The sequence below is a fragment of the Diplocloster modestus genome (assembly GCF_019042245.1).
GTDB lineage: Bacteria > Bacillota > Clostridia > Lachnospirales > Lachnospiraceae > Diplocloster > Diplocloster modestus.
Window position 1 is genome coordinate 1 of the sequence record NZ_JAHQCX010000015.1, and the last position, 18,811, is coordinate 18,811.

The following is an 18,811-nucleotide window of genomic DNA, read 5'->3' on the forward strand; positions in this document are numbered from 1 at the left end:
CAAGGCCTGGACGTTTGGAGAAGTTGTCGCGTTCAAGATCCATGCGGTTGATTTCAGAAAAAAGAATATCTTTGGTATGGGAAGAAAAAGTCATAACTGAAAAACCTCCTTGTACTAAGTAGAAAAAACAATCCTCTAAGTACAAGGGCCGTTTTCACTGATCAATCAGTGAAAACGGCCGCACATTTAGGTTATGATGTCAAGTGCTATTTTGAAAAATGATACAAAATTTTAAAATTTTAGTTAGACCCTCATAGATTGAATACCCTATGAGCTTAACTAACTGACATTGATTCACGGCTGATTTTTAAAGGGCCGGGAGCGGGGGGCGAGACTTGCCGCCCGGCTCATCCCACTGTACTACACAGAAACCAGGATCAGATTAATAGCAGTAGGAAAACGCGTCCTTGATCAACTTCATCTCTTTCCCACAGATACAAACCACATCAAACCGGCATGGCAGATCCTCCGGCACTTTTCTGACCATCCGGTAATAATCTGCGGTCCTGCAGATGCGGTATATCTTCCGCCGATCGACGGCCTCCTCCGGTAATCCCCTGCTCTCGTCCAACCGGTATTTTACCTCTATAAATACCAAATAACTTCCGTCCCGGCCGATGATATCGATCTCTCCCGCCCGGCATCGGAAATTCCGGCAGAGAATTCGATAGCCGGCACTTTTCAGATATGCTTCCGCCTGATCTTCATAATCATTACCCTTGTGCCGAAGATTCATCGTGGAATCCCCCTCCTTATCATTTACACGTTCTTTTTCTATTGGCTTCCTTCAAACCTGCTCCGGCAATAGTTCCAGAAAAGCCGCCAGGTTCCCGCGCTTTCCATTTGTAGCCCGGTGTGAGAACAGCCAATCCTTCTGGCAGCAGGTACAGATTCCCGCCGTGAACAGATGCCCTTTACGGATTCCCGCTTCACTTAAGATTATCTGGTTTGCCCTCCACAGATCCAACTGATATTTCCCATCCTCTTTTTGTTCTGCAAGCTCCGGCATCTGTACCTCCGTGAATTCTTCCCGAAAAGCATCCGCCACGTCTTTACTCACCTCATAGCATTCCTGTCCGATCGAAGGGCCGATCGCGGCCAGGATGTCCGACGGATCGCTCCCGAAATGTTCCCGCATCATACGAACTGCCTTATCTCCGATTTTTCCAACCGTTCCCCGCCATCCGGAATGTACCAGGGCGATCACACGTTTTACAGGATCTGTGAAAAAAAGAGGGACACAGTCTGCATAAAAGGTAGTCAGTACCAGATTCGGTGTATTCGTGATCAGTCCGTCCACATCCGTATAAGGGATAGGCCTGGAATAACCGATGCCCCTGTCTTCCTCTGTTACTAACCGGATATTGGTCGTATGGGTCTGTTTTGAAAATACAAGATCCTCCACCGAAAAACCAATGGAGGAGGCGATCCGGCGGTAATTCTCCCGCACTGCCTCCGGATCATCCCCGCGCTCAAAACTCAAATTCAGCGAAGCGCAGCTTCCCTGGCTGACACCTCCAAGCTTCGTGGAGAATCCATGCCGGATGATCCCTGTTTTTGCAAGAGCCGGGAACATCAGATAGGGGGCCGGTCCTTCCGTACACAACTCCATACTGTCACATTGCTTTATCCTGTCTGTATCGCCTGTTCCCTGGTCTGCCATAAAATATTTTGTCATAGGGTTCCACTCCTTCCCTTATATCGAAACTCATCGCCCTTGCATTTTACTGTATGATCTTTATTTATCCTATCTTCTTTCTCTAAATCTTTTATTTTACCTTTTTGCTTAAAAGTAATTATACTATAATTCCGATCCTGAATCCACAGTACGTCTATTTTAGTTTTTTAAAATAAAAAACTGTTACCTCTGCGGGTTTGTCTGTATTCTTTCAACAGAAAACCGCCAGGGTAACAGTTATTTTAACGTAATTCATTGCACCATGTATTTATAGCAAGTACAAAAGATTTATCAACCTTCGATCATTCTCAAAAATTCTTGCGCCTTCTCTTCCACTTTGGACAAATCGCTGTCCGAGGGCTTGAACACGCAGGTAACGGCTTCCTCAAATACTTTATATTTCAAAACGCTCAGAAGCTGCGTCAGCTGCTTGGACGCTTCTCCGCTCCATCCATAGGAGCCGAACACCAGCACCGGTTTATTGATATTGTTTACCACATCACTGCTGGAGATCAGATCTATAATGGGTTTGAGCGCCTGCTTGTTGATCGTGGGGGAACCGAAAAGAACCGCACTAGCCTCATTCATCACAGCCGCCAGCTCTGCCTGCGGATGCTCGATGGCATTATAAAGTTCGGTTTTGATCCCTGCGGCCTCAAATATTTCTGCAAATTTCCTGGCCATGATTTCGGTATAACCATAAGCAGTTACATAGAAGATGGCTATCTTCTTCTCAACCGGCTGTTCCGTAGACCAGGTACGGTACAGCTCCATGGTTTCTTTTAATTTTTCCTGAAGGACCGGGCCGTGACTGGTGCAGGCTGTCTCGATCTCAAGTCCTTTTAATTTATCCATTCCCGCGATTACAAACTTCTTGAACGGGGAGAAAATGCAGGTATAATAATTCAGCCGCTCGCTGGCATAAGCCGCAGGATACTTGATATACCGGTCTAATACCGAGGGTTCGCAGAAATGAGAACCAAAGACATCACAGCTGAACAGAACCTTATCCGCCTTCAGATACGTAAACATCGAATCCGGCCAATGCAGCATAGGAGCCACGATGAAATCCAGTACGACACCGCCGCCCAGATCCAGCTGCTCTCCTGTCACCTGCTTGATCGCCCGGCTCTTGAACTCCATGTTGGTGATATTCGCCAGATTACGGATCGCCGCGGTTGTTCCGATGACTTCCACCTGGGGATTCGCCGCCACGATCTTGCATAGGCTGCCGGAGTGATCAGGTTCTGTATGATTTAAAATGACATAGTCTATGGCGGCCACATCAATATAATTTTCGATGTTATGGAAAAACTCTTCTGAGAATGCATCATGTACGGTTTCAATCAGGGCACACTTTTCCCCCTGCACGAGATAGCTGTTGTAACTGGTACCATAGTTGGTAGTCATGATAATGTCAAATACACGCATAGAAGGATTCTGCACACCAACATAAGAAACATGTTCCGTAATTTTCATTGTTTACCTCCAGTGGCGCATTTACTGCGCCTTAATTTCAGGGATGGACGAACTGTTTTTGTTCGGCCTTACCTTTCCTTTTGATTTTAATAAAAAAGAGCAGGCGGGGAAGTTTAAACTTATTCCCCGCCCCTTATATACTATTCTGCCAATTTTACCAGATGAGCATACTTCTCTTTTGCAGATTTTTCTGCTTTTGCGAAAAGATCTTTTGCTCTTTCCGGATTCTGGCGCATCAGTGCGCTGTAACGTACTTCGCTCTGAATGAATTCCTGATAGTCAGCCTTCGGCTCTTTGCTATCTAACTGGAACGGATTCTTGCCTTCTTCTGTACGTCTCGGATCGAAGCGGAAGTTATGCCAGTAACCTGATTCCACCGCTCTCTTCTCTTCTGCCTGTGCGTTCTTTAAGCCGCCCTTGACACCGTGATTGATACAAGGTGCGTAAGCGATAATCAGGGAAGGTCCGTTGTAGCTTTCCGCTTCTACGAATGCCTTGATACACTGATTCATATCAGAACCCATGGCGATCTGTGCTACATATACATAGCCGTAGCTCATAGCGATAGCTGCCAGGTCTTTCTTCTTCACATCTTTACCGCCTGCTGCGAACTGAGCGGTTGCGCCGGTAGGTGTGGATTTGGAGGACTGTCCGCCGGTATTGGAGTAAACTTCGGTATCGAATACCAGTACATTTACATCCTGTCCGCAAGCCAGTACATGATCCAATCCACCGAAACCGATGTCATATGCCCAGCCGTCTCCGCCGAGAATCCACTGGGATTTCTTGGAGAGATACTGTTTTCCTTTCAGGATCTCTTTGGCAGCGTCACAGCCGCAGGCTTCCAGCGCACCAACCAGATCAGTGGTAGCTTTGCCGTTGGCAGCACCGCTGTTGTAGGTTTCAACATAGTTTGCAACTGCTTCTTTCACATCTGCCTTGTCCGTACTCTCAGCCAGAGCTTCCAATTTACCTCTTAAGCGGTCACGTAAGGTCTTTTGGCCTAAGAACATACCATAACCGAACTCCGCATTATCCTCAAACAGGGAATTCGCCCATGCGGGTCCGTGTCCTTCTTTGTTAACCGTGTAAGGCGTGGAAGGTTCGGAACCACCCCAGATAGAGGAACAACCGGTCGCATTGGAGATATACATTCTGTCTCCGAACAGCTGGGTAGCCAGTTTTGCGTAAGGTGTCTCACCACAGCCGGCACAGGCTCCGGAGAACTCAAGCAGCGGCTGTTTGAACTGGCTTCCTTTTACGGTGTGCTCTTTGAACTTCGCTGCGACTGCAGGCTTGGCATCCAGTTCCCTTGCGTAATCGTAAACTTCCTGCTCTTTGAGCTGGCTGTCTAAGGGTTTCATCACTAATGCTTTTTCGCCCTTCTTGCCAGGACATACATTCGCGCAGGCACCGCATCCGGTACAATCCAGTACGGTAACGGTCATAGCAAACTTCATATCTGCCACGCCGGTCATCGCAAGGGTCTTGGTTCCTTCCGGTGCATTCGCAGCTTCTTCTTCGGTCATGGCTACCGGACGGATTACTGCGTGCGGGCAGACATAAGAACAGAAGTTACATTGGATACAATTTTCCGGATTCCATTCCGGAACATCTACCGCGATACCGCGTTTTTCGTAAGCAGCGGTTCCCTGAGGGAAGGTACCATCAGCCATATCTACGAACGCGGATACAGGGAGATTGTTTCCTTCCTGCGCATTTACCGGGATCTGGATATTGTTTACAAAATCAACAACATCTTTTAAGCCCTTGGTAGCCTTCATGCCCAGATATTCGTCTTCACAGTCTTTCCACTCCGGCTTCACCGGAACTTCCACTACGTCCATAATACCTCTGTCGATGGCGTCATGGTTCATCTTGACGATGGCCTCACCTTTTCTTCCATAGGTAGCGGTAGCGGCATCTTTCATATATTTTACAGCGTCATCAACCGGGATAATATTCGCCAGTTTGAAGAATGCTGCCTGAAGTACGGTATTGATTCTTCCGCCAAGGCCGATCTCTTTACCAATCTTGATACCATCAATGGTATACATTTTGATATTGTGCTCTGCCATATAGCGTTTTGCCTGTCCGGGCAGATGCTGCTCGATCTCTTCCGGAGTCCAGCTGCAGTTTAACAGGAAGCTTCCGCCGTCCTTTAATTCCTGAACCATGTTATATTTTCTAACATAGGAAGGATTGTGGCATGCTACAAAGTCTGCCTGATGGATCAAGTAGGTGGACTTAATCGGTTTCTTACCAAAACGCAGGTGGGACATGGTTACGCCGCCGGATTTCTTCGAGTCATAGTCAAAGTATGCCTGGGCATACATATCCGTATGGTCGCCGATGATCTTGATGGAGTTCTTGTTCGCTCCAACCGTACCATCTGCTCCCAAACCCCAGAACTTACAGTTAACGGTTCCTTCCGGAGTGGTAACCGGGTTCTCGGTACGCTCTAAGGACAGATGTGTAACATCATCGTTGATACCAACGGTAAATTTGTCTTTGTCTTTGTTGTTAAATACAGCGATGATATCGCCAGGGGTCGTATCTTTGGAACCAAGTCCGTAACGGCCGCCTACAACCTTAACACCGTCAAACTTTGTGCCTTTTAATGCGGCTACAACATCCAGGTACAGAGGCTCGCCCAGTGCTCCGGGCTCTTTGGTTCTGTCTAATACGCTGATGAATTTAACAGTCTCAGGAAGAGCATCGATAAAATGGCTTACGCTGAAAGGTCTGTACAGACGTACTTTTAACACACCAACTTTTTCACCCTTGCTTACCATGTAGTCGATCGTCTCTTCAATGGTATCATTGACAGATCCCATAGAAATAATAACATGCTCTGCATCGGCAGCGCCGTGGTAGTTGAACAGTTTGTAGTCCGTTCCGATCTTCTCGTTTACCTTGTCCATGTATTTCTCTACGATAGCAGGCATCTTGTCATAATATTCATTGCAGGCTTCTCTTGCCTGGAAGAAGATGTCAGGGTTCTGAGCGGAACCACGCAGTACCGGATGTTCCGGATTCAGCGCGCGTGCACGGTATGCGTCAACCGCATCCATGTCTACCATTTCCTTCAGATCTTCGTAATCCCACATCTCGATCTTCTGGATCTCATGAGAAGTTCTGAAACCGTCGAAGAAATGGATGAAAGGAACCCGTCCCTCGATCGATGCCAAATGCGCGACCGCACCCAGGTCCATAACTTCCTGAACGGAACTTGCGCAAAGCATCGCGAAACCGGTCTGGCGGCATGCGTAAACGTCAGAATGGTCACCGAAAATGGATAACGCATGGCTTGCCAATGCTCTGGCGGATACATGGAAGACGCAGGGCAGTAATTCACCGGCGATCTTGTACATGTTCGGGATCATTAAAAGCAAACCTTGAGAAGCTGTATATGTAGTCGTCAATGCACCTGCCTGAAGAGATCCGTGTACGGCACCTGCAGCGCCTCCTTCAGACTGCATCTCTGCAACTTTTACTTCTTGTCCGAAGATGTTCTTTCTTCCCTGTACTGCCCACTCATCCGTATGTTCTGCCATGGGCGAGGACGGGGTGATAGGGTAGATGGCTGCAACGTCGGTAAACGCATAAGAGACATGTGCTGCGGCAGTGTTGCCATCCATGGTTTTCATTTTTCTTCCCATTGTTGTAAATCCTCCTTATGGTTTTTCTTTCTATTGTACATATAATTTGTCTCCGTTCCTATTTTAAATCAGAAGTACCGCAATGTAAAGGGTAAACGGGGGGATTCGCATTGTTTTTTTTGTTGTACAATTTTTGCGGGGGACAGGGATGCACTTCATTATGTGGATGATATGAATAACTTTTCCTTCTATAAAAAAAGGGACTTCGTATTTTCAAATCCCGGCGAAGGAAATCCTGTATTTTGAAGCCGCTTACAGAAAATAAAGACAGATGGATACGCTGGAACATGGTTTTAACGAAAAAAATATCCATAATGCCATTCAAAAATATAATGGCATTATGGAAAACCAGAGCATCAGTTTCCGCATTCAATGCTGATTTCGTTGAACAGCTTCAGGATTTCGTCGACCTGGGTGCGGCTTTTTGAAGAACCGCTTTTATCCAGCACGCATTCCCCCTGATGCATCATCAGCAGCCGGTTCCCGTAGTCCACGGCAAACCTTAAGTTGTGGGTGACCATGATGGTGGTCAGATTCTTTTCTTTGACGATCTTGTCGGTCAGTTCCATGATCGTATCAGCGGTCTTAGGATCCAGTGCAGCCGTGTGTTCGTCGAGGATCAGGAATTCGATGGGTGTCATGGTGGACATCAGAAGGGCCATGGCCTGACGCTGTCCGCCGGAGAGGGAACCCACTTTTACGTCCAATTTGTCTTCCAGGCCCAGATTCAGCAGGCTTAACTGATCCCGGTAGTAATCTTTGCGTTTTTTGTCCGTGCCTTTTCCCAGGAGATATAACTTACCCTTGTTATCGGCCAGGGACATGTTCTCCAGGATGGTCATGGTCGGACAGGTCCCCATGGCGGGATTCTGATAGACACGGCCGATGTGGCTCATACGCTTGTATTCTTTTTCTCTGGTGATATCACGGCCGTTCATGAGGATCTGACCGCGCTCTACCCGGATACTTCCGCAGATGATGTTGAGCAGGGAGGTTTTTCCGGAACCATTGCTGCCCACCACGGATACGAATTCGCCGTCCCGGACCGTGAGATCAAAATTGTCAAACAGGCACATTTCATTGATCGTGCCGGGATTGTAATATTTATGAATCTGTTTTAATTCAATCATTGGTCTTCACCTTCTTTTTAAGCTGCATGCTGATCACCAGAATGATCAGGAAGAGGACGGCGGTAATCAGTTTCATATAGGTTGGCGGAAATTTCGCCAGCGCGGTGGCCACACAAGCTTTATACAGGATGGAACCGATCAGGACAGTGGTGGTGGATCCAAGGAAAGTCAGTCCGCGCAGCAGGCTGATCCCTATGATTACACTGGCCAGACCGATGACGATCGTTCCGGTTCCCATGGAAATGTCAAAATATCGCTGCTGCTGTGCCATAACGCTTCCCCCCAGGGCTACGAGGCCGTTGGCAATCGCCAGACCGACGATTTTAACCAGGCCCTTATCTTTGGCCAGGGAGGTGACCAGTACATCATTGTCCCCGGCTGCCCGCAGGAGGAAACCGGACTTCGTCTTCAGGTAGGCATCCAGCAAAAACTTACAGATTAAGGCCAGGACCAGGACAATAATCAGTGTTTTAAAGTTTGCCATTTTTCCGGTAAAGATGTTGTTTATAAAAGTATTATCAAAGATCGTTTCCCGGCTGAACAAGGGCACATTGGCTTTGCCGGCGACTACCATATTAATGGTATATAAGGCGGTCATCATGATAATTCCGGACAGCAGGTCGCGAACCTTTAATTTTACATGAATCAATCCGGTACAGATACCGGCCAGGACTCCTGCCGCAAAGGAAATCAGCAGGGTCAGATAAGGATTCACGCCATGGGTGATCAACAGGGCACTCATCGCCGCTCCCAGCGGGAAGCTGCCGTCAACCGTCAGATCCGGAAAATCCAGAATTTTATATGTGATATATACGCCAAGAGCCATAATTCCAAAGATCAGCCCCTGTTCCAAAACACCTAAGATGATGCCCATATCCTTTCCCTCCATGAAAGAAACTTATAAGAGAGCATCCGCTCCCTTATAAGTGTGACTGTGACCCAATTGTCCAGCTCTTTATTTTCTCTCTAAACTGATACCTGCTTTACTTACGCTTTTTTTGTGGCAATCGTCCGCCGTATTGATTACACTTGTTTACAGAAATTATTCCGCCGCCACGATTTCCGTAAAGGTTTCAGAAGCCCGGGTCTTTACGTCATCCGGAAGGGAGATACCCAGATCATCCGCCACCTTGGTATTCAGATACAGTTCACTTCCGGTGATGGTCTCCATTTTGATCTCACTGGCTTTCTTTTCACCTTTTAATACCTGGGCTGCCATCTTGCCGGTTTTAATTCCAAGCTGGTAATAGTCAATGCCTTCTGAAGCCAGGCAGCCTATTTTCACCTGCTCGACTTCACTGCCGAATACCGGGATTTTCCGGGTATTGGCTTTATCCAGAATCGTGGGCAGGGCGCTTACCACCGTATTATCCGTCAGGTTGTTCAGGCAGTCCACCTTGGATAACAGATTATCCGCAGCCAGCGGCGCGTCCGCCGTAGTGTTAATCCCTGAGGTTACCAGCTCGAACCCGTACTGTCCTACCGCTGCTTCATATTCCGCAATGGTGGATTCACTGTTTACTTCACTGGTCGTGTACATGATACCGATCTTTTTTGCATCGGGAAGCAGTTCCCGTATCATCTTAAGCTGCGCGTCTACAGGAAGCTTATCGCTGGTTCCGGTCACTTCTCCTACCGGCATTCCATCTTCTTTGGCAAGCTCGGCTCCAACCGGGTCATTGACTGCGGTATAGATGACCGGAATCCCGGAATTCATCGCTGCGTTGTAAGCACTCTGGGCAGCCGGCGTAGCAATGGCACAGATCAGGTCCACTTTATTGGAGACGAAGCCCTGGGGAATCTGATTCACAATACCCATATCTGCTTCCGCGTTTTGATATTCCACTGTCAGGTTTTCCCCCTCGATGAAGCCTTCCTCGGCCAGGCCGGTGAGAAAACCTTCCCGGCAGTTATCCAGGGATCCATGCTGTGCAAATTGGGAAATTCCGATCGTAAATTCTCCTTCCGCTAATCCGCTGGCCGGCTTATTTTCTTCGGAAGCTGCATTGTCCCCGGGTTCTTCCGGTTCCTTTGCTGCCTGGGGATCATCTGTCTGGGGTGCCGGCTGTTCGGTAGCCACCGGATCCTTCCCCGCGGAAGATTCTTTTTGTTCACTGCTGCAGCCCGCTAATAAGGCTGCTGCCATTGTCATACCTAGAATAACTGCTAAGATTTTCTTTTTCATAATAACTTCCTCCTCTTATACCTGTTGTGCATTTTTACATGTTCCGTGCCTGGAGCGTCCGCGAGGCGAAACACGCAGCGGTAACTTCCTTTCCGCCGCAACGCGATCCCGGCAGAGTATTTTTTATTTCATAGTCGCATTTTCCCATGAATGAAAAAGAGTTTCGCTTGCGAAACTCTCCGCCTGCGGCGGGCCGCGCAAGCGGCATCTTCCTTTCCGCCGCAGTGCGATCCCCGCAGAGCGTTTTTTATTTCATAGGAGCACTTTCCTATGAAATAAAAAAACCGCCCCAAGCAAATGCTTGAGACGGTAATTAACTGATTAATTATCGCGGTACCACTCAAATTGACTGTACAGCCCACTTTGTTCATGTACTTCTAATACATGCCGGAGTGGATAACGGGCCCGGTTCCCGTCAGAGCCTACTCTTAACACCTGCTAATTTCGGTCTGCCCTCGAAAGTCCATTCAGTCTGATACGCCATACCGCAATCCCACCGCCTGCGGCTCTCTGTAATCTTGTTATTAGACCTACTACTCTTTCTCAACGGTTTCAATTATTTATCTTGTTTCATAGATTAATACAAATATATGCAAATGTCAAGACTTTGTTCCTTATTTCTTTTCTACGACTGCACAGCCAGGGATTTTTCAAACAGCTCCCGCATCTGTTCTAGCGTAACCGGATATGGAAAGTTGGCAAGTTTCGCCGTATTGGCCATCATACCGTTCGCATAAGACGTGATCTGATCTCCGGTCACTTTGATGATTCCTAAAATTTGCTGCATGTACTCCCGGAATGGATCAGCCCCATCAAAATTCAGATATTCCAGAACCTGGCGCACCTCAGCCGGCTCTTTCGTCCCATACAGCTCCAGAAATGCTGGGAGGAAGATTCCAACGGCTTTTCCGTGGGGTACGCCCATGTGGTAGGTCAGATAATAGCTCATCCCATGCGGGAATGAGGTGCCGGTATGGCTGATGGACATTCCGCCAAGGGTGGATGTGCGCATGAGTTTTTCATACTGTCCGCCGCTTAGTTCCCCGGTTGACAGCGCTTCCTTTATTTCACCCCAGAGTTTTAACCCCCGGGCACTGAAGAGCCGGCTGTATTCCGTTGTATTTTTATTCAGATGGCTTTCGATTAAGTGCGCCAGCGTATCCACAGCCGTATGGATCAGCAGCTCCCTGCCTGCGAAAGTCAGGTACTTGGCATCAGCCAGCGAAAGGGCCGGGAATACATGGTGGCTCATGCTCTTCTTCGTCTGCAGTTCATGCAAGGTCAATATCGCATAAGGCGTCACCTCGGAACCGGTGCCTGCCGTCGTGGGTACGGCTGCCACCGGCAATGCCTCTAATTCTTTCTTCTCATAGAGTACAGATGGCTCTTCTTCCGGATGGTTCATCAGCAATGCGATCGCTTTTGCCGCGTCCATAGGGGAACCGCCTCCGATTCCGATCACAAAGTCCGCTTTCTGTTCACGGCCAAAGGAAGCCGCGCGGGCGACGGTCTCCACCGACGGATTCTCTTCGATCTCATCGAACAGGCTGTAGCTTACGCCCTGGTCTTCCAGACTCTTTACCACATCATCATAAGCACCGTTTATCCTGGCAGAATGCCGGCCGGTGACCAGAAGCGCGCGGCTGCCTAACGCTGCTAATTCCTTCCGGTGCTGATAGACACAGTCCTTTTCCAGATAGAGCTTAGTTGGCATGTAGAATTTCATATTTTTTACCTCCTCTATTTTTTATAGCTATGAGCACTTAGCGGCTGTTCTTTAGCCGCTTACGTGCGATGCATGAAAAATAGTCAGCGAGGTTTTTTCGAGCGCTACTATTTTTTATTGCAGGACTTATTTTTAATCTTATTGTTACATAGCCTGTTTTATACGGCTTATTGCCGTATGGCTTTTATTTATGTATCATGCCGCTCTCCGCAATGGATTTGACCGCTTCTCTTAACTCATCCGGCGGCAGCACCAGGGCCAGCCTTACATATCCCTCTCCCAGTGAGCCGAAGCTGCTGCCCGGCGTACAGAGCACACCTGTCTTTTCCATTAGTTCCATAACAAAATCATTGGCATTCGTATAGCCGGCAGGCAGCGGAGCCCATACAAACATGGAACCCCGGCTGTCGGGAACCTCCCAGCCGATGTTCCGCAGCCCGCTGCACAGAGCGTCCCTGCGCGCTTCATACTCTCTGCACTGCTCTTTCACCGCATCCTGGGGACCGTTCAAAGCGGCGATGGCCGCATACTGGACCGGATAAAAGATGCCATAGTCAAACTGGGAACGAATCTTCTTAAATGCCTGCACAACCGCGGCATTTCCCACCACAAATGAAATACGGGCCCCCGTCAGGTTATAGGATTTCGACAGGGAGTAGAATTCCACTCCTACGTCCTTTGCTCCCGGAAAGGAGAGAAAAGATCTGCCCTCATTTTGATCATAAATAATGTCGGAATATGCATTATCATGCAGGATCACCACCTGATATTTTCTGGCAAATGCGATCAGTTCTTCGTAGAATTCCTCCGGCGCCACCGCACAGATCGGGTTTGCCGGGTAGGAAACGATCATGAACCGGGCGGCCCGGGCCGTCTCATCCGGAATCGCATCCAGATCCGGCAGAAAATCATGCTTGGCGCTTAATGGATATTCAACCGTTTTACACCCTGCCAGGGACGGGCCTATTTTAAAGATCGGATAGCCGGGATTCGGTACCAGCACCACATCCCCCGGATTACACAGAGCCAGGCCGATATGGGTGATTCCCTCTTGGGAGCCATAGACGGACATGATCTCGCCGGTTTCAATCTCCACACCGAATCTTCTTTTATAATGGGCTTGTACTGCTTCCAGAAGTTCCGGCAGATCGGTCAACGAATATTTATAGCTGTCGGGCTTTAACGCGGCTTCGGCCACGGCCCGCATTACATGGGGCGCCGGCTGGAAATCTGGTGTCCCCACGGACAGATTATATACTTTTTTACCTGCCTGCATCAGCTTTTCTTTTTCCACATTTAAAATACTGAATATCCCTTCACCAAAATCAGTCAGTCGGGATGCGAACTGTATATTCATTTCTTATATCCTCCTGCGTATTTCCGATTGGCAGCATCCTTAGCAGCGCTAAGGCTGAAGGGACACCGGATATAGTATACTCCTAAATTTTAGCAGAAACAATACTGAAATCCATGTCGCTTCCATTTGCTTATCTCCTCCACTGGTGTATCGGGCTGCTCCTTACGTTTCATCCAAGTCAGTAGGGGACATGTCCATTCCGGTTTGGGACATGTCCAATCTAGAATGGACATGTCCCAAACCGGAATGGACATGTCCCCTTTTGTTATATTTGTTCTATGGCACGGATCATGGTGAATTTGATATAATCTGTGTTAAAATAGGTCTTGCTCAAAAATACCGGCGTATTGTTGTTGTCATAGTAGATAGAATCCAAAATAAGCAGCGAATCACACTGCAGCAGGTCTTCCCCCATGGTATAGGCCATCACTTCATTGCCCCCTGCAGTTGTGATTTCTGTCGAATCCCTCACGCAGCGGATGCCGGCGTATTCCTGTATTAACTCAAAGGGGAACGCCTCCAGAACTTCATCGCTTAGCGTGTCCCAATCGTACAAAGTCTGGGGAAAATAGTTGATGCACAGCAGGCAAGGTTTCTCATCCGCATAATAGACCTTATTCAAGGCCAGAATCTGATCATCTTCCTTTAGGCCCAGATCCGAGCGCTGAAGCGGGGAGGCCTCCTGTACAACCCTGGAGAGTACCTTCACACCTGGCTCAAATCCACTTTTCCGGATCAGCTGGTAGTAGTCATGTCCGGTATAGAGATCCAGCTTCATCTGGTTCAAGTTGGGATTGATGAAGGTGCCTTTGCCATGGATCCTCATGATCGTCCCCTTGCCTTCCAGATCCGTCAGAGCCCTGCGGATGGTGGTCCTGCTCACAGAGAGGATTCTGGCCAGCTCCACTTCGGATGGCAGCTTGGTCTGGCCTGCGTTTAACATCTGCCCGATATATCTGCTTAAGGATTCTCTAGCGATATCGCTTAAAGTTTTCTTCGTTAATGGGGCTAAAGGTGACTGTTGCATAAGTATCTGATACCTCCGGCTTACTTCCTTTCTGGTATTCTACCACTTTTTTGACATTGCCACAAGTACGCCCTCCCGCCCCACAACCATTCATTAGTCAAAAAGTAAAAATGCCATCCTAGTAACAATTGACACTCATTTCTACTCATGCTATACTCAAGGTATGATTATAGTACCTATTTTAATACCTTTACTTTTATGAGGAGGCGATGAAATGTCTGGCTATGGAATTCTATTGGTAGTGTTAAGCATCATTGTAGGGGTTGCGATCGCACTGCTATCCACCAAGTACAGCAAAATGAAAATGAAAAAAGACGAGCACTTCTTCACTGCGGGCCGCAATGTATCCACCGCGCTTATGGTGGCCACCTTTGTCGCATATGCAGTCGGCACCGGTCTTCTTTTCTCTCCCGCGGAAGCCGCCTACACCACCGGTTTTACCGCAATGATCGGCTACGCGTTAGCGATCTCACTGGCATACATAATTTTTATACCGGTCTCCAAGCGCATCCGGGAACGGATTCCGGAGGGCCATACCATCGGCGAGTATACCAAAGTACGGTATGGCAATTTCATGTATGTAGTAACCCTCATCACCACAACGGTATATATGTTTATCCTGTTTGTATCGAATCTGACCGGCGCCGCCCTGGCTTTTAAATATGTGGGCGGTGTGCCCATGCTGATCAGCGTGCTGGTGGTAGGCGTACCGACCATTTACTTTGCCACCCGCGGCGGGGTCAGCGCGGCGATATTTTCCAACGGCCTCCAGTCCATCCTGATCACCCCGTTCCTGATCCTGCCGGCCATCTTCGCGCTGATCCATTTTGGCGGAGCCGCGCCGGTCTTTGACACGATTATGCAGAAGCAGCCGGAATTCCTCGAGATCTTCTCCCCCTCCGGCGTACAGTTTGCTATCATGATCATCATCGCCGTCTGTGCGGCGGAACTGTTAAATCAAACCTTATGGCAGCGGATCTATTCCGCTAAAAGTCATAAAGTGATCCGCAATTCACTGTTAGCAGCAGCCATTATGGTGTTTCCCATGACGATCATCGCAGCGTTCTTTGGTCTGGCCGCAGTGGCTATGCAGATCGATGTTCCCCACACCTCCGTCGTAGGCGCGTTAGTCATCAACGCCAGCGTACCGCAATGGGTGTGCACCCTGTTCGTGCTTGTCATCATGCTGGGCGCTTCCTCGACAGGCGGAGATGCCCTGAGCGGTTTCTCTTCCATTTTCTCTCTGGATATTGTAAAATCGATCCGTCCGAACATGGATCCGAAAAAATCAGTGCTCACCGCCAGAATCGGTGCGGTTATCCTGGGAATCCTGGGGATGACAATTGCCTACTTCGCGCCTTCGATTCTCTTCCTGCTGCTGATGGCAGACCTGCTGGCTTCTGCGGCGGTCGTGCCCGTAATCGTCGGCCTGTATTCTCCCCGGATCTCCGGCGCCATCGCAGCAGTCGCCACGATACTGGGTATCCTCGCAGGCCTGCCCATGTTCATCATGGGAAACAGCCTGGTCAGCTTCTTCTCCGCTCTGGCTGTCTCCACCGTTACAGTCCTGATCGGCCATTTTGCGGGCAAAAAGAATTTCGATTATGAGCTTCTGAAAACCAAGATCACCAATATGAAGGAATAAGGAGGAAAACCTTATGCACTATTCCAGTATTTTTTTTGATATTATCATCTATCTGTCACTCGTTTCCCTTTTTGCAGTGTTTGTATTTCAGATCTGGGCATTTATGAAAGACCTGAAAAACAAAGACATTTAAATATTATCAAAAAACCATGTTATCAGAAATAAAACGTCATCAGAAATAACGTCATCAGTTAAGATATCAATTCTGAACAAAAAGGAGGAAAACAGCATGTCTAAAATGGATGCAAAACAAGCGCGCATTATGATCTGGGAAGAATTAAGAAAGGTCGCACGTCCGGACTCCCGTTTCAGCTGGAACTTCGCTGAATTTATCACCGATTACGAGGGCAGCGACAAATGCGCCGATCTGCTCTGTCAGCAGGATTTCTACAAAAACGCAAAAGTAATCTTCATTACTCCGGACAATAATCTGGAATGCTTCCGTGAGCGGGCCATCCGTGACAAAAAGATCATTCTCATGACCAACTACGGCATTACCAGGGGTGTCTTTCTGATCCGTCCTGAATGGATTCCCGAAGGAAAGGAAGACTTCGCCTCCACCCTGGACGGCGTGCAAAGATACTGGAAGCACATGACCCTGAAAAAAATCAAAGAAGAAATCGGCAAAATAGACCTGATGGTTACCGGCGCATCCGCCATCACTCCCAGCGGCATCCGATTCGGCAAAGGGCACGGCTATTTCGATCTGGAATGGGCGATGTTCTACACCATCGGAGTCGTAGACATCCATACCCCGGTCACCGTAGTGGGCCATGACTGCCAGGTAGTGGACGTAGACGTGGAGGTTCAGCCCTACGACACCGCCATCGACTACATCATCACCCCCACCCGTGTCCTCAAAACCAGGAGTGAATTCCCGAAACCCACACGCGGCGTTATCTGGAGTATGCTGGCCCCCCACATGCTGGAACAGATCCCCCCGCTTCAGGAGATATGGTGTGATAACTTCTGTAAATAACCGACTAAATCCAACCGCCATTACGGGTGTCCAAAATGCAGTAAAAGAAGCATCAAAAAAGCAAGTTGATATCTAATACATCAGCCGAACAAAAACCATTTACAATCATATGACACAAACATATGAAACAGTCATACTGTCAAGTTCATAGGAAAAAGGACCTGCAAATAACATTCCCGTACCCCCCATTTCCCCCTGTATAATACGATGGGCTGTACAATACCAGGTCCTTTTTCCTATTTCTGTTATTACTTCATAACTACTTCACTACCAGGCCCTGCCTTTTTTCCTAGTTCCTACATTACTAAGCCCTGTCTTTTTTCCTGCTTTCTACAATATATTATGGTTAATGTTCATTATCTTTATGGTTAATATTCATTCTCCACAAGGCTCCAACACGAAACAACACAATTCAAGCAGAAAGCAACACATATTTATGAAAAAGTGTTGTATTTTATTGGAAATCCCTTTATAATATGAAATTAGAAGGTTGAACCAGAAGACTGTTCACCCATACCTAAAAATTTTCCAGGAGGAAATCATGGCTGAAAATACAAATTACGAAGGCCAGGCCATCGGAATCTTTGAACTGGACAATCAGTGTGCCTGTTATGTAGCACTAGATGCCGCTTCCAAGGCCGCTAATGTCAGAATACAAAGCGTAGAGAGAAATCGTTTAAAATGGGGAGCCTGTGTGAAAATGAGAGGCAGCATATCGGATGTCCATGCCGCTATGGAAGCCGCTTTAAGAATAGCACAACCCATTTCCAAGATCGTGCACCATTCCATTATCGCCGCTCCTGCCGCGGATACGGAAATTTCTATGGCCATGACGATTAACAAATAAAGGAAAAGAAAGGGTATCGCGATGAAATACGGAGCATTTGGATTAGTAGAAGTTCTGGGAAACGCAAGCGCCGTCCGGGTGGTAGATCAGATGTTAAAAACATCCGATGTGGAATTCAGGACCTGGAATACCCGCTGCGGCGGTCATACACTCATATTCATGAGCGGTGAAGTAGCTGCGGTAACCGCCGCGGTAGAAAGTGTGCGGACCAATCCTCCCTGTGAGGTATTGAACACTGCCGTCATTTCCAATCCTTCCGCAGAAACTGAACGGCTGGTGGCGGAAAACGAATCGAAACAAAAACTCAAAAAATAAAAGCCATATAAAATTTTAGAACTGTTGCGAAATTCAAAAATCGTTGCAAAAAAACGGGTGTTTTTGGCATTATCCTTAGCGGTAATGCCATTCTTTATACGCAAAGCAAATGTAAACCATAGAAGGAGGACGACGATACTATGAGAAAAAACTTTGGAGCGAAACCCTACACCTATCCACAGGTCGTATTTATCATTACCACTTATGGAGAAGATGGGACCCCGGATGCCATGAATGCCGCATGGGGCGGAATCAGTGGTGATACACAGATCACCATGTGCCTGAGCGCCGGCCATAAAACTGTGAAAAACATCATTGCCCGCGGGGCCTTTACGGTCAGCATGGCGGACGCAGCTCACGTGACAGCCTGTGATTACGTAGGACTCGAGTCTGGAAATAAAGTATCGGATAAGTTTGAAAAAGCTGGTTTCCATGCGGTAAAGTCGGAGTTCGTGGATGCTCCGCTTATCGAAGAGCTGCCGATGGCTGTGGAGTGCAAGCTGGTAAGCTATGACGAGGCTTCCTGCCGCATGGTTGGCGAGATTATTAACGTCAGTGCGGATGAAAGCATTTTAAATGAAAAGGGCATCATAGATCCTGCTAAGTTTGATCCGATTGTTTTTGATCCGGTGAACAATGCATACCTGAAAATAGGCGAAAAAGTGGGCAGCGCGTTTAAGGATGGAATGGTATTGAAAACCAGATGATGGAAGGGGCCGTTTACACGGCCCGCCGCAGGCGTCGAATTGCGCAATCGGGTCCCGATTACGTAGATATTATT

Annotated in this window: 15 protein-coding genes and 1 other annotated feature; of the genes, 5 read left to right on the forward strand and 10 right to left on the reverse strand. The window is 48.0% G+C overall.

The features are described 5' to 3' along the window. Positions 1-382 precede the first annotated feature (382 nt). From KTH90_RS18145 to KTH90_RS18190, 10 genes are all read right to left on the reverse strand, one after another. On the reverse strand, positions 383-736 hold the full coding sequence (locus KTH90_RS18145) for a YraN family protein (protein WP_158354330.1): 354 nt from the start codon (positions 734-736) through the stop codon (positions 383-385). A 51-nt stretch (positions 737-787) separates the two neighbouring features. Next, on the reverse strand, positions 788-1,678 hold the full coding sequence (gene pgeF, locus KTH90_RS18150; RefSeq protein WP_330656087.1) for a peptidoglycan editing factor PgeF: 891 nt from the start codon (positions 1,676-1,678) through the stop codon (positions 788-790). A 291-nt stretch (positions 1,679-1,969) separates the two neighbouring features. Then, entirely contained in the window at positions 1,970-3,157 is a 1,188-nt protein-coding gene (locus tag KTH90_RS18155) for an FprA family A-type flavoprotein (protein ID WP_158354329.1), read from the reverse strand. 140 nt (positions 3,158-3,297) lie between these two features. Beyond that, the gene (gene nifJ / locus KTH90_RS18160; protein WP_238727229.1) at positions 3,298-6,819 is read right to left on the reverse strand and encodes a pyruvate:ferredoxin (flavodoxin) oxidoreductase; all 3,522 of its coding nucleotides are present in this window, start codon (positions 6,817-6,819) and stop codon (positions 3,298-3,300) included. Between the two features lie 356 nt (positions 6,820-7,175). Beyond that, the gene (locus tag KTH90_RS18165) at positions 7,176-7,949 is read right to left on the reverse strand and encodes an ABC transporter ATP-binding protein (protein WP_158354327.1); all 774 of its coding nucleotides are present in this window, start codon (positions 7,947-7,949) and stop codon (positions 7,176-7,178) included. Further along, complete coding sequence (locus KTH90_RS18170) at positions 7,942-8,823, reverse strand: ABC transporter permease (RefSeq protein WP_158354326.1); 882 nt, start codon at positions 8,821-8,823, stop codon at positions 7,942-7,944. The genes KTH90_RS18165 and KTH90_RS18170 overlap by 8 nt, the downstream gene beginning before the upstream one ends. 168 nt (positions 8,824-8,991) lie before the next feature. Next, positions 8,992-10,134 carry an ABC transporter substrate-binding protein gene (locus KTH90_RS18175; protein ID WP_158354325.1) on the reverse strand — a complete coding sequence of 381 codons (1,143 nt, stop codon included), beginning with the start codon at positions 10,132-10,134 and terminating at the stop codon, positions 8,992-8,994. Between the two features lie 299 nt (positions 10,135-10,433). Then, positions 10,434-10,690 (reverse strand) — a binding site (T-box leader). A 69-nt stretch (positions 10,691-10,759) separates the two neighbouring features. Continuing rightward, complete coding sequence (locus KTH90_RS18180; protein ID WP_158354324.1) at positions 10,760-11,860, reverse strand: iron-containing alcohol dehydrogenase family protein; 1,101 nt, start codon at positions 11,858-11,860, stop codon at positions 10,760-10,762. A gap of 184 nt (positions 11,861-12,044) precedes the next feature. Next, entirely contained in the window at positions 12,045-13,217 is a 1,173-nt protein-coding gene (locus KTH90_RS18185) for an aminotransferase class I/II-fold pyridoxal phosphate-dependent enzyme (protein ID WP_158354323.1), read from the reverse strand. 265 nt (positions 13,218-13,482) lie between these two features. Further along, the gene (locus KTH90_RS18190) at positions 13,483-14,244 is read right to left on the reverse strand and encodes a GntR family transcriptional regulator (protein ID WP_158354322.1); all 762 of its coding nucleotides are present in this window, start codon (positions 14,242-14,244) and stop codon (positions 13,483-13,485) included. Between the two features lie 214 nt (positions 14,245-14,458). On the opposite strand from KTH90_RS18190, the gene KTH90_RS18195 reads away from it, so the two are divergent. The 5 genes from KTH90_RS18195 to KTH90_RS18215 all read left to right on the forward strand — a co-directional run bounded on the left by KTH90_RS18195 (position 14,459) and on the right by KTH90_RS18215 (position 18,737). Next, positions 14,459-15,889 carry a sodium:solute symporter family transporter gene (locus tag KTH90_RS18195; protein ID WP_158354321.1) on the forward strand — a complete coding sequence of 477 codons (1,431 nt, stop codon included), beginning with the start codon at positions 14,459-14,461 and terminating at the stop codon, positions 15,887-15,889. A 229-nt stretch (positions 15,890-16,118) separates the two neighbouring features. Further along, the gene (locus KTH90_RS18200; RefSeq protein ID WP_158354320.1) at positions 16,119-16,868 is read left to right on the forward strand and encodes a 5-formyltetrahydrofolate cyclo-ligase; all 750 of its coding nucleotides are present in this window, start codon (positions 16,119-16,121) and stop codon (positions 16,866-16,868) included. A 541-nt stretch (positions 16,869-17,409) separates the two neighbouring features. Then, complete coding sequence (locus KTH90_RS18205; RefSeq protein ID WP_158354319.1) at positions 17,410-17,715, forward strand: BMC domain-containing protein; 306 nt, start codon at positions 17,410-17,412, stop codon at positions 17,713-17,715. A 21-nt stretch (positions 17,716-17,736) separates the two neighbouring features. Further along, a complete protein-coding gene (locus KTH90_RS18210; protein WP_158354318.1) occupies positions 17,737-18,030 on the forward strand; it encodes a BMC domain-containing protein in 294 nt (97 codons plus the stop codon). 140 nt (positions 18,031-18,170) lie between these two features. Next, positions 18,171-18,737 carry a flavin reductase family protein gene (locus KTH90_RS18215; protein WP_158354317.1) on the forward strand — a complete coding sequence of 189 codons (567 nt, stop codon included), beginning with the start codon at positions 18,171-18,173 and terminating at the stop codon, positions 18,735-18,737. Positions 18,738-18,811: the final 74 nt, after the last annotated feature.

Coding starts and splice junctions, on each gene's coding strand:
- pgeF (WP_330656087.1), bottom strand. CDS start 1,678: ATGACAAAATATTTTATGGCAGACCAGGGAACAGGCGATACAGACAGG.
- KTH90_RS18170 (WP_158354326.1), bottom strand. CDS start 8,823: ATGGGCATCATCTTAGGTGTTTTGGAACAGGGGCTGATCTTTGGAATT.
- KTH90_RS18180 (WP_158354324.1), bottom strand. CDS start 11,860: ATGAAATTCTACATGCCAACTAAGCTCTATCTGGAAAAGGACTGTGTC.
- KTH90_RS18175 (WP_158354325.1), bottom strand. CDS start 10,134: ATGAAAAAGAAAATCTTAGCAGTTATTCTAGGTATGACAATGGCAGCA.
- KTH90_RS18210 (WP_158354318.1), top strand. CDS start 17,737: ATGAAATACGGAGCATTTGGATTAGTAGAAGTTCTGGGAAACGCAAGC.
- KTH90_RS18185 (WP_158354323.1), bottom strand. CDS start 13,217: ATGAATATACAGTTCGCATCCCGACTGACTGATTTTGGTGAAGGGATA.
- KTH90_RS18155 (WP_158354329.1), bottom strand. CDS start 3,157: ATGAAAATTACGGAACATGTTTCTTATGTTGGTGTGCAGAATCCTTCT.
- KTH90_RS18215 (WP_158354317.1), top strand. CDS start 18,171: ATGAGAAAAAACTTTGGAGCGAAACCCTACACCTATCCACAGGTCGTA.
- KTH90_RS18190 (WP_158354322.1), bottom strand. CDS start 14,244: ATGCAACAGTCACCTTTAGCCCCATTAACGAAGAAAACTTTAAGCGAT.
- KTH90_RS18195 (WP_158354321.1), top strand. CDS start 14,459: ATGTCTGGCTATGGAATTCTATTGGTAGTGTTAAGCATCATTGTAGGG.
- KTH90_RS18165 (WP_158354327.1), bottom strand. CDS start 7,949: ATGATTGAATTAAAACAGATTCATAAATATTACAATCCCGGCACGATC.
- KTH90_RS18200 (WP_158354320.1), top strand. CDS start 16,119: ATGTCTAAAATGGATGCAAAACAAGCGCGCATTATGATCTGGGAAGAA.
- KTH90_RS18205 (WP_158354319.1), top strand. CDS start 17,410: ATGGCTGAAAATACAAATTACGAAGGCCAGGCCATCGGAATCTTTGAA.
- KTH90_RS18145 (WP_158354330.1), bottom strand. CDS start 736: ATGAATCTTCGGCACAAGGGTAATGATTATGAAGATCAGGCGGAAGCA.
- nifJ (WP_238727229.1), bottom strand. CDS start 6,819: ATGGGAAGAAAAATGAAAACCATGGATGGCAACACTGCCGCAGCACAT.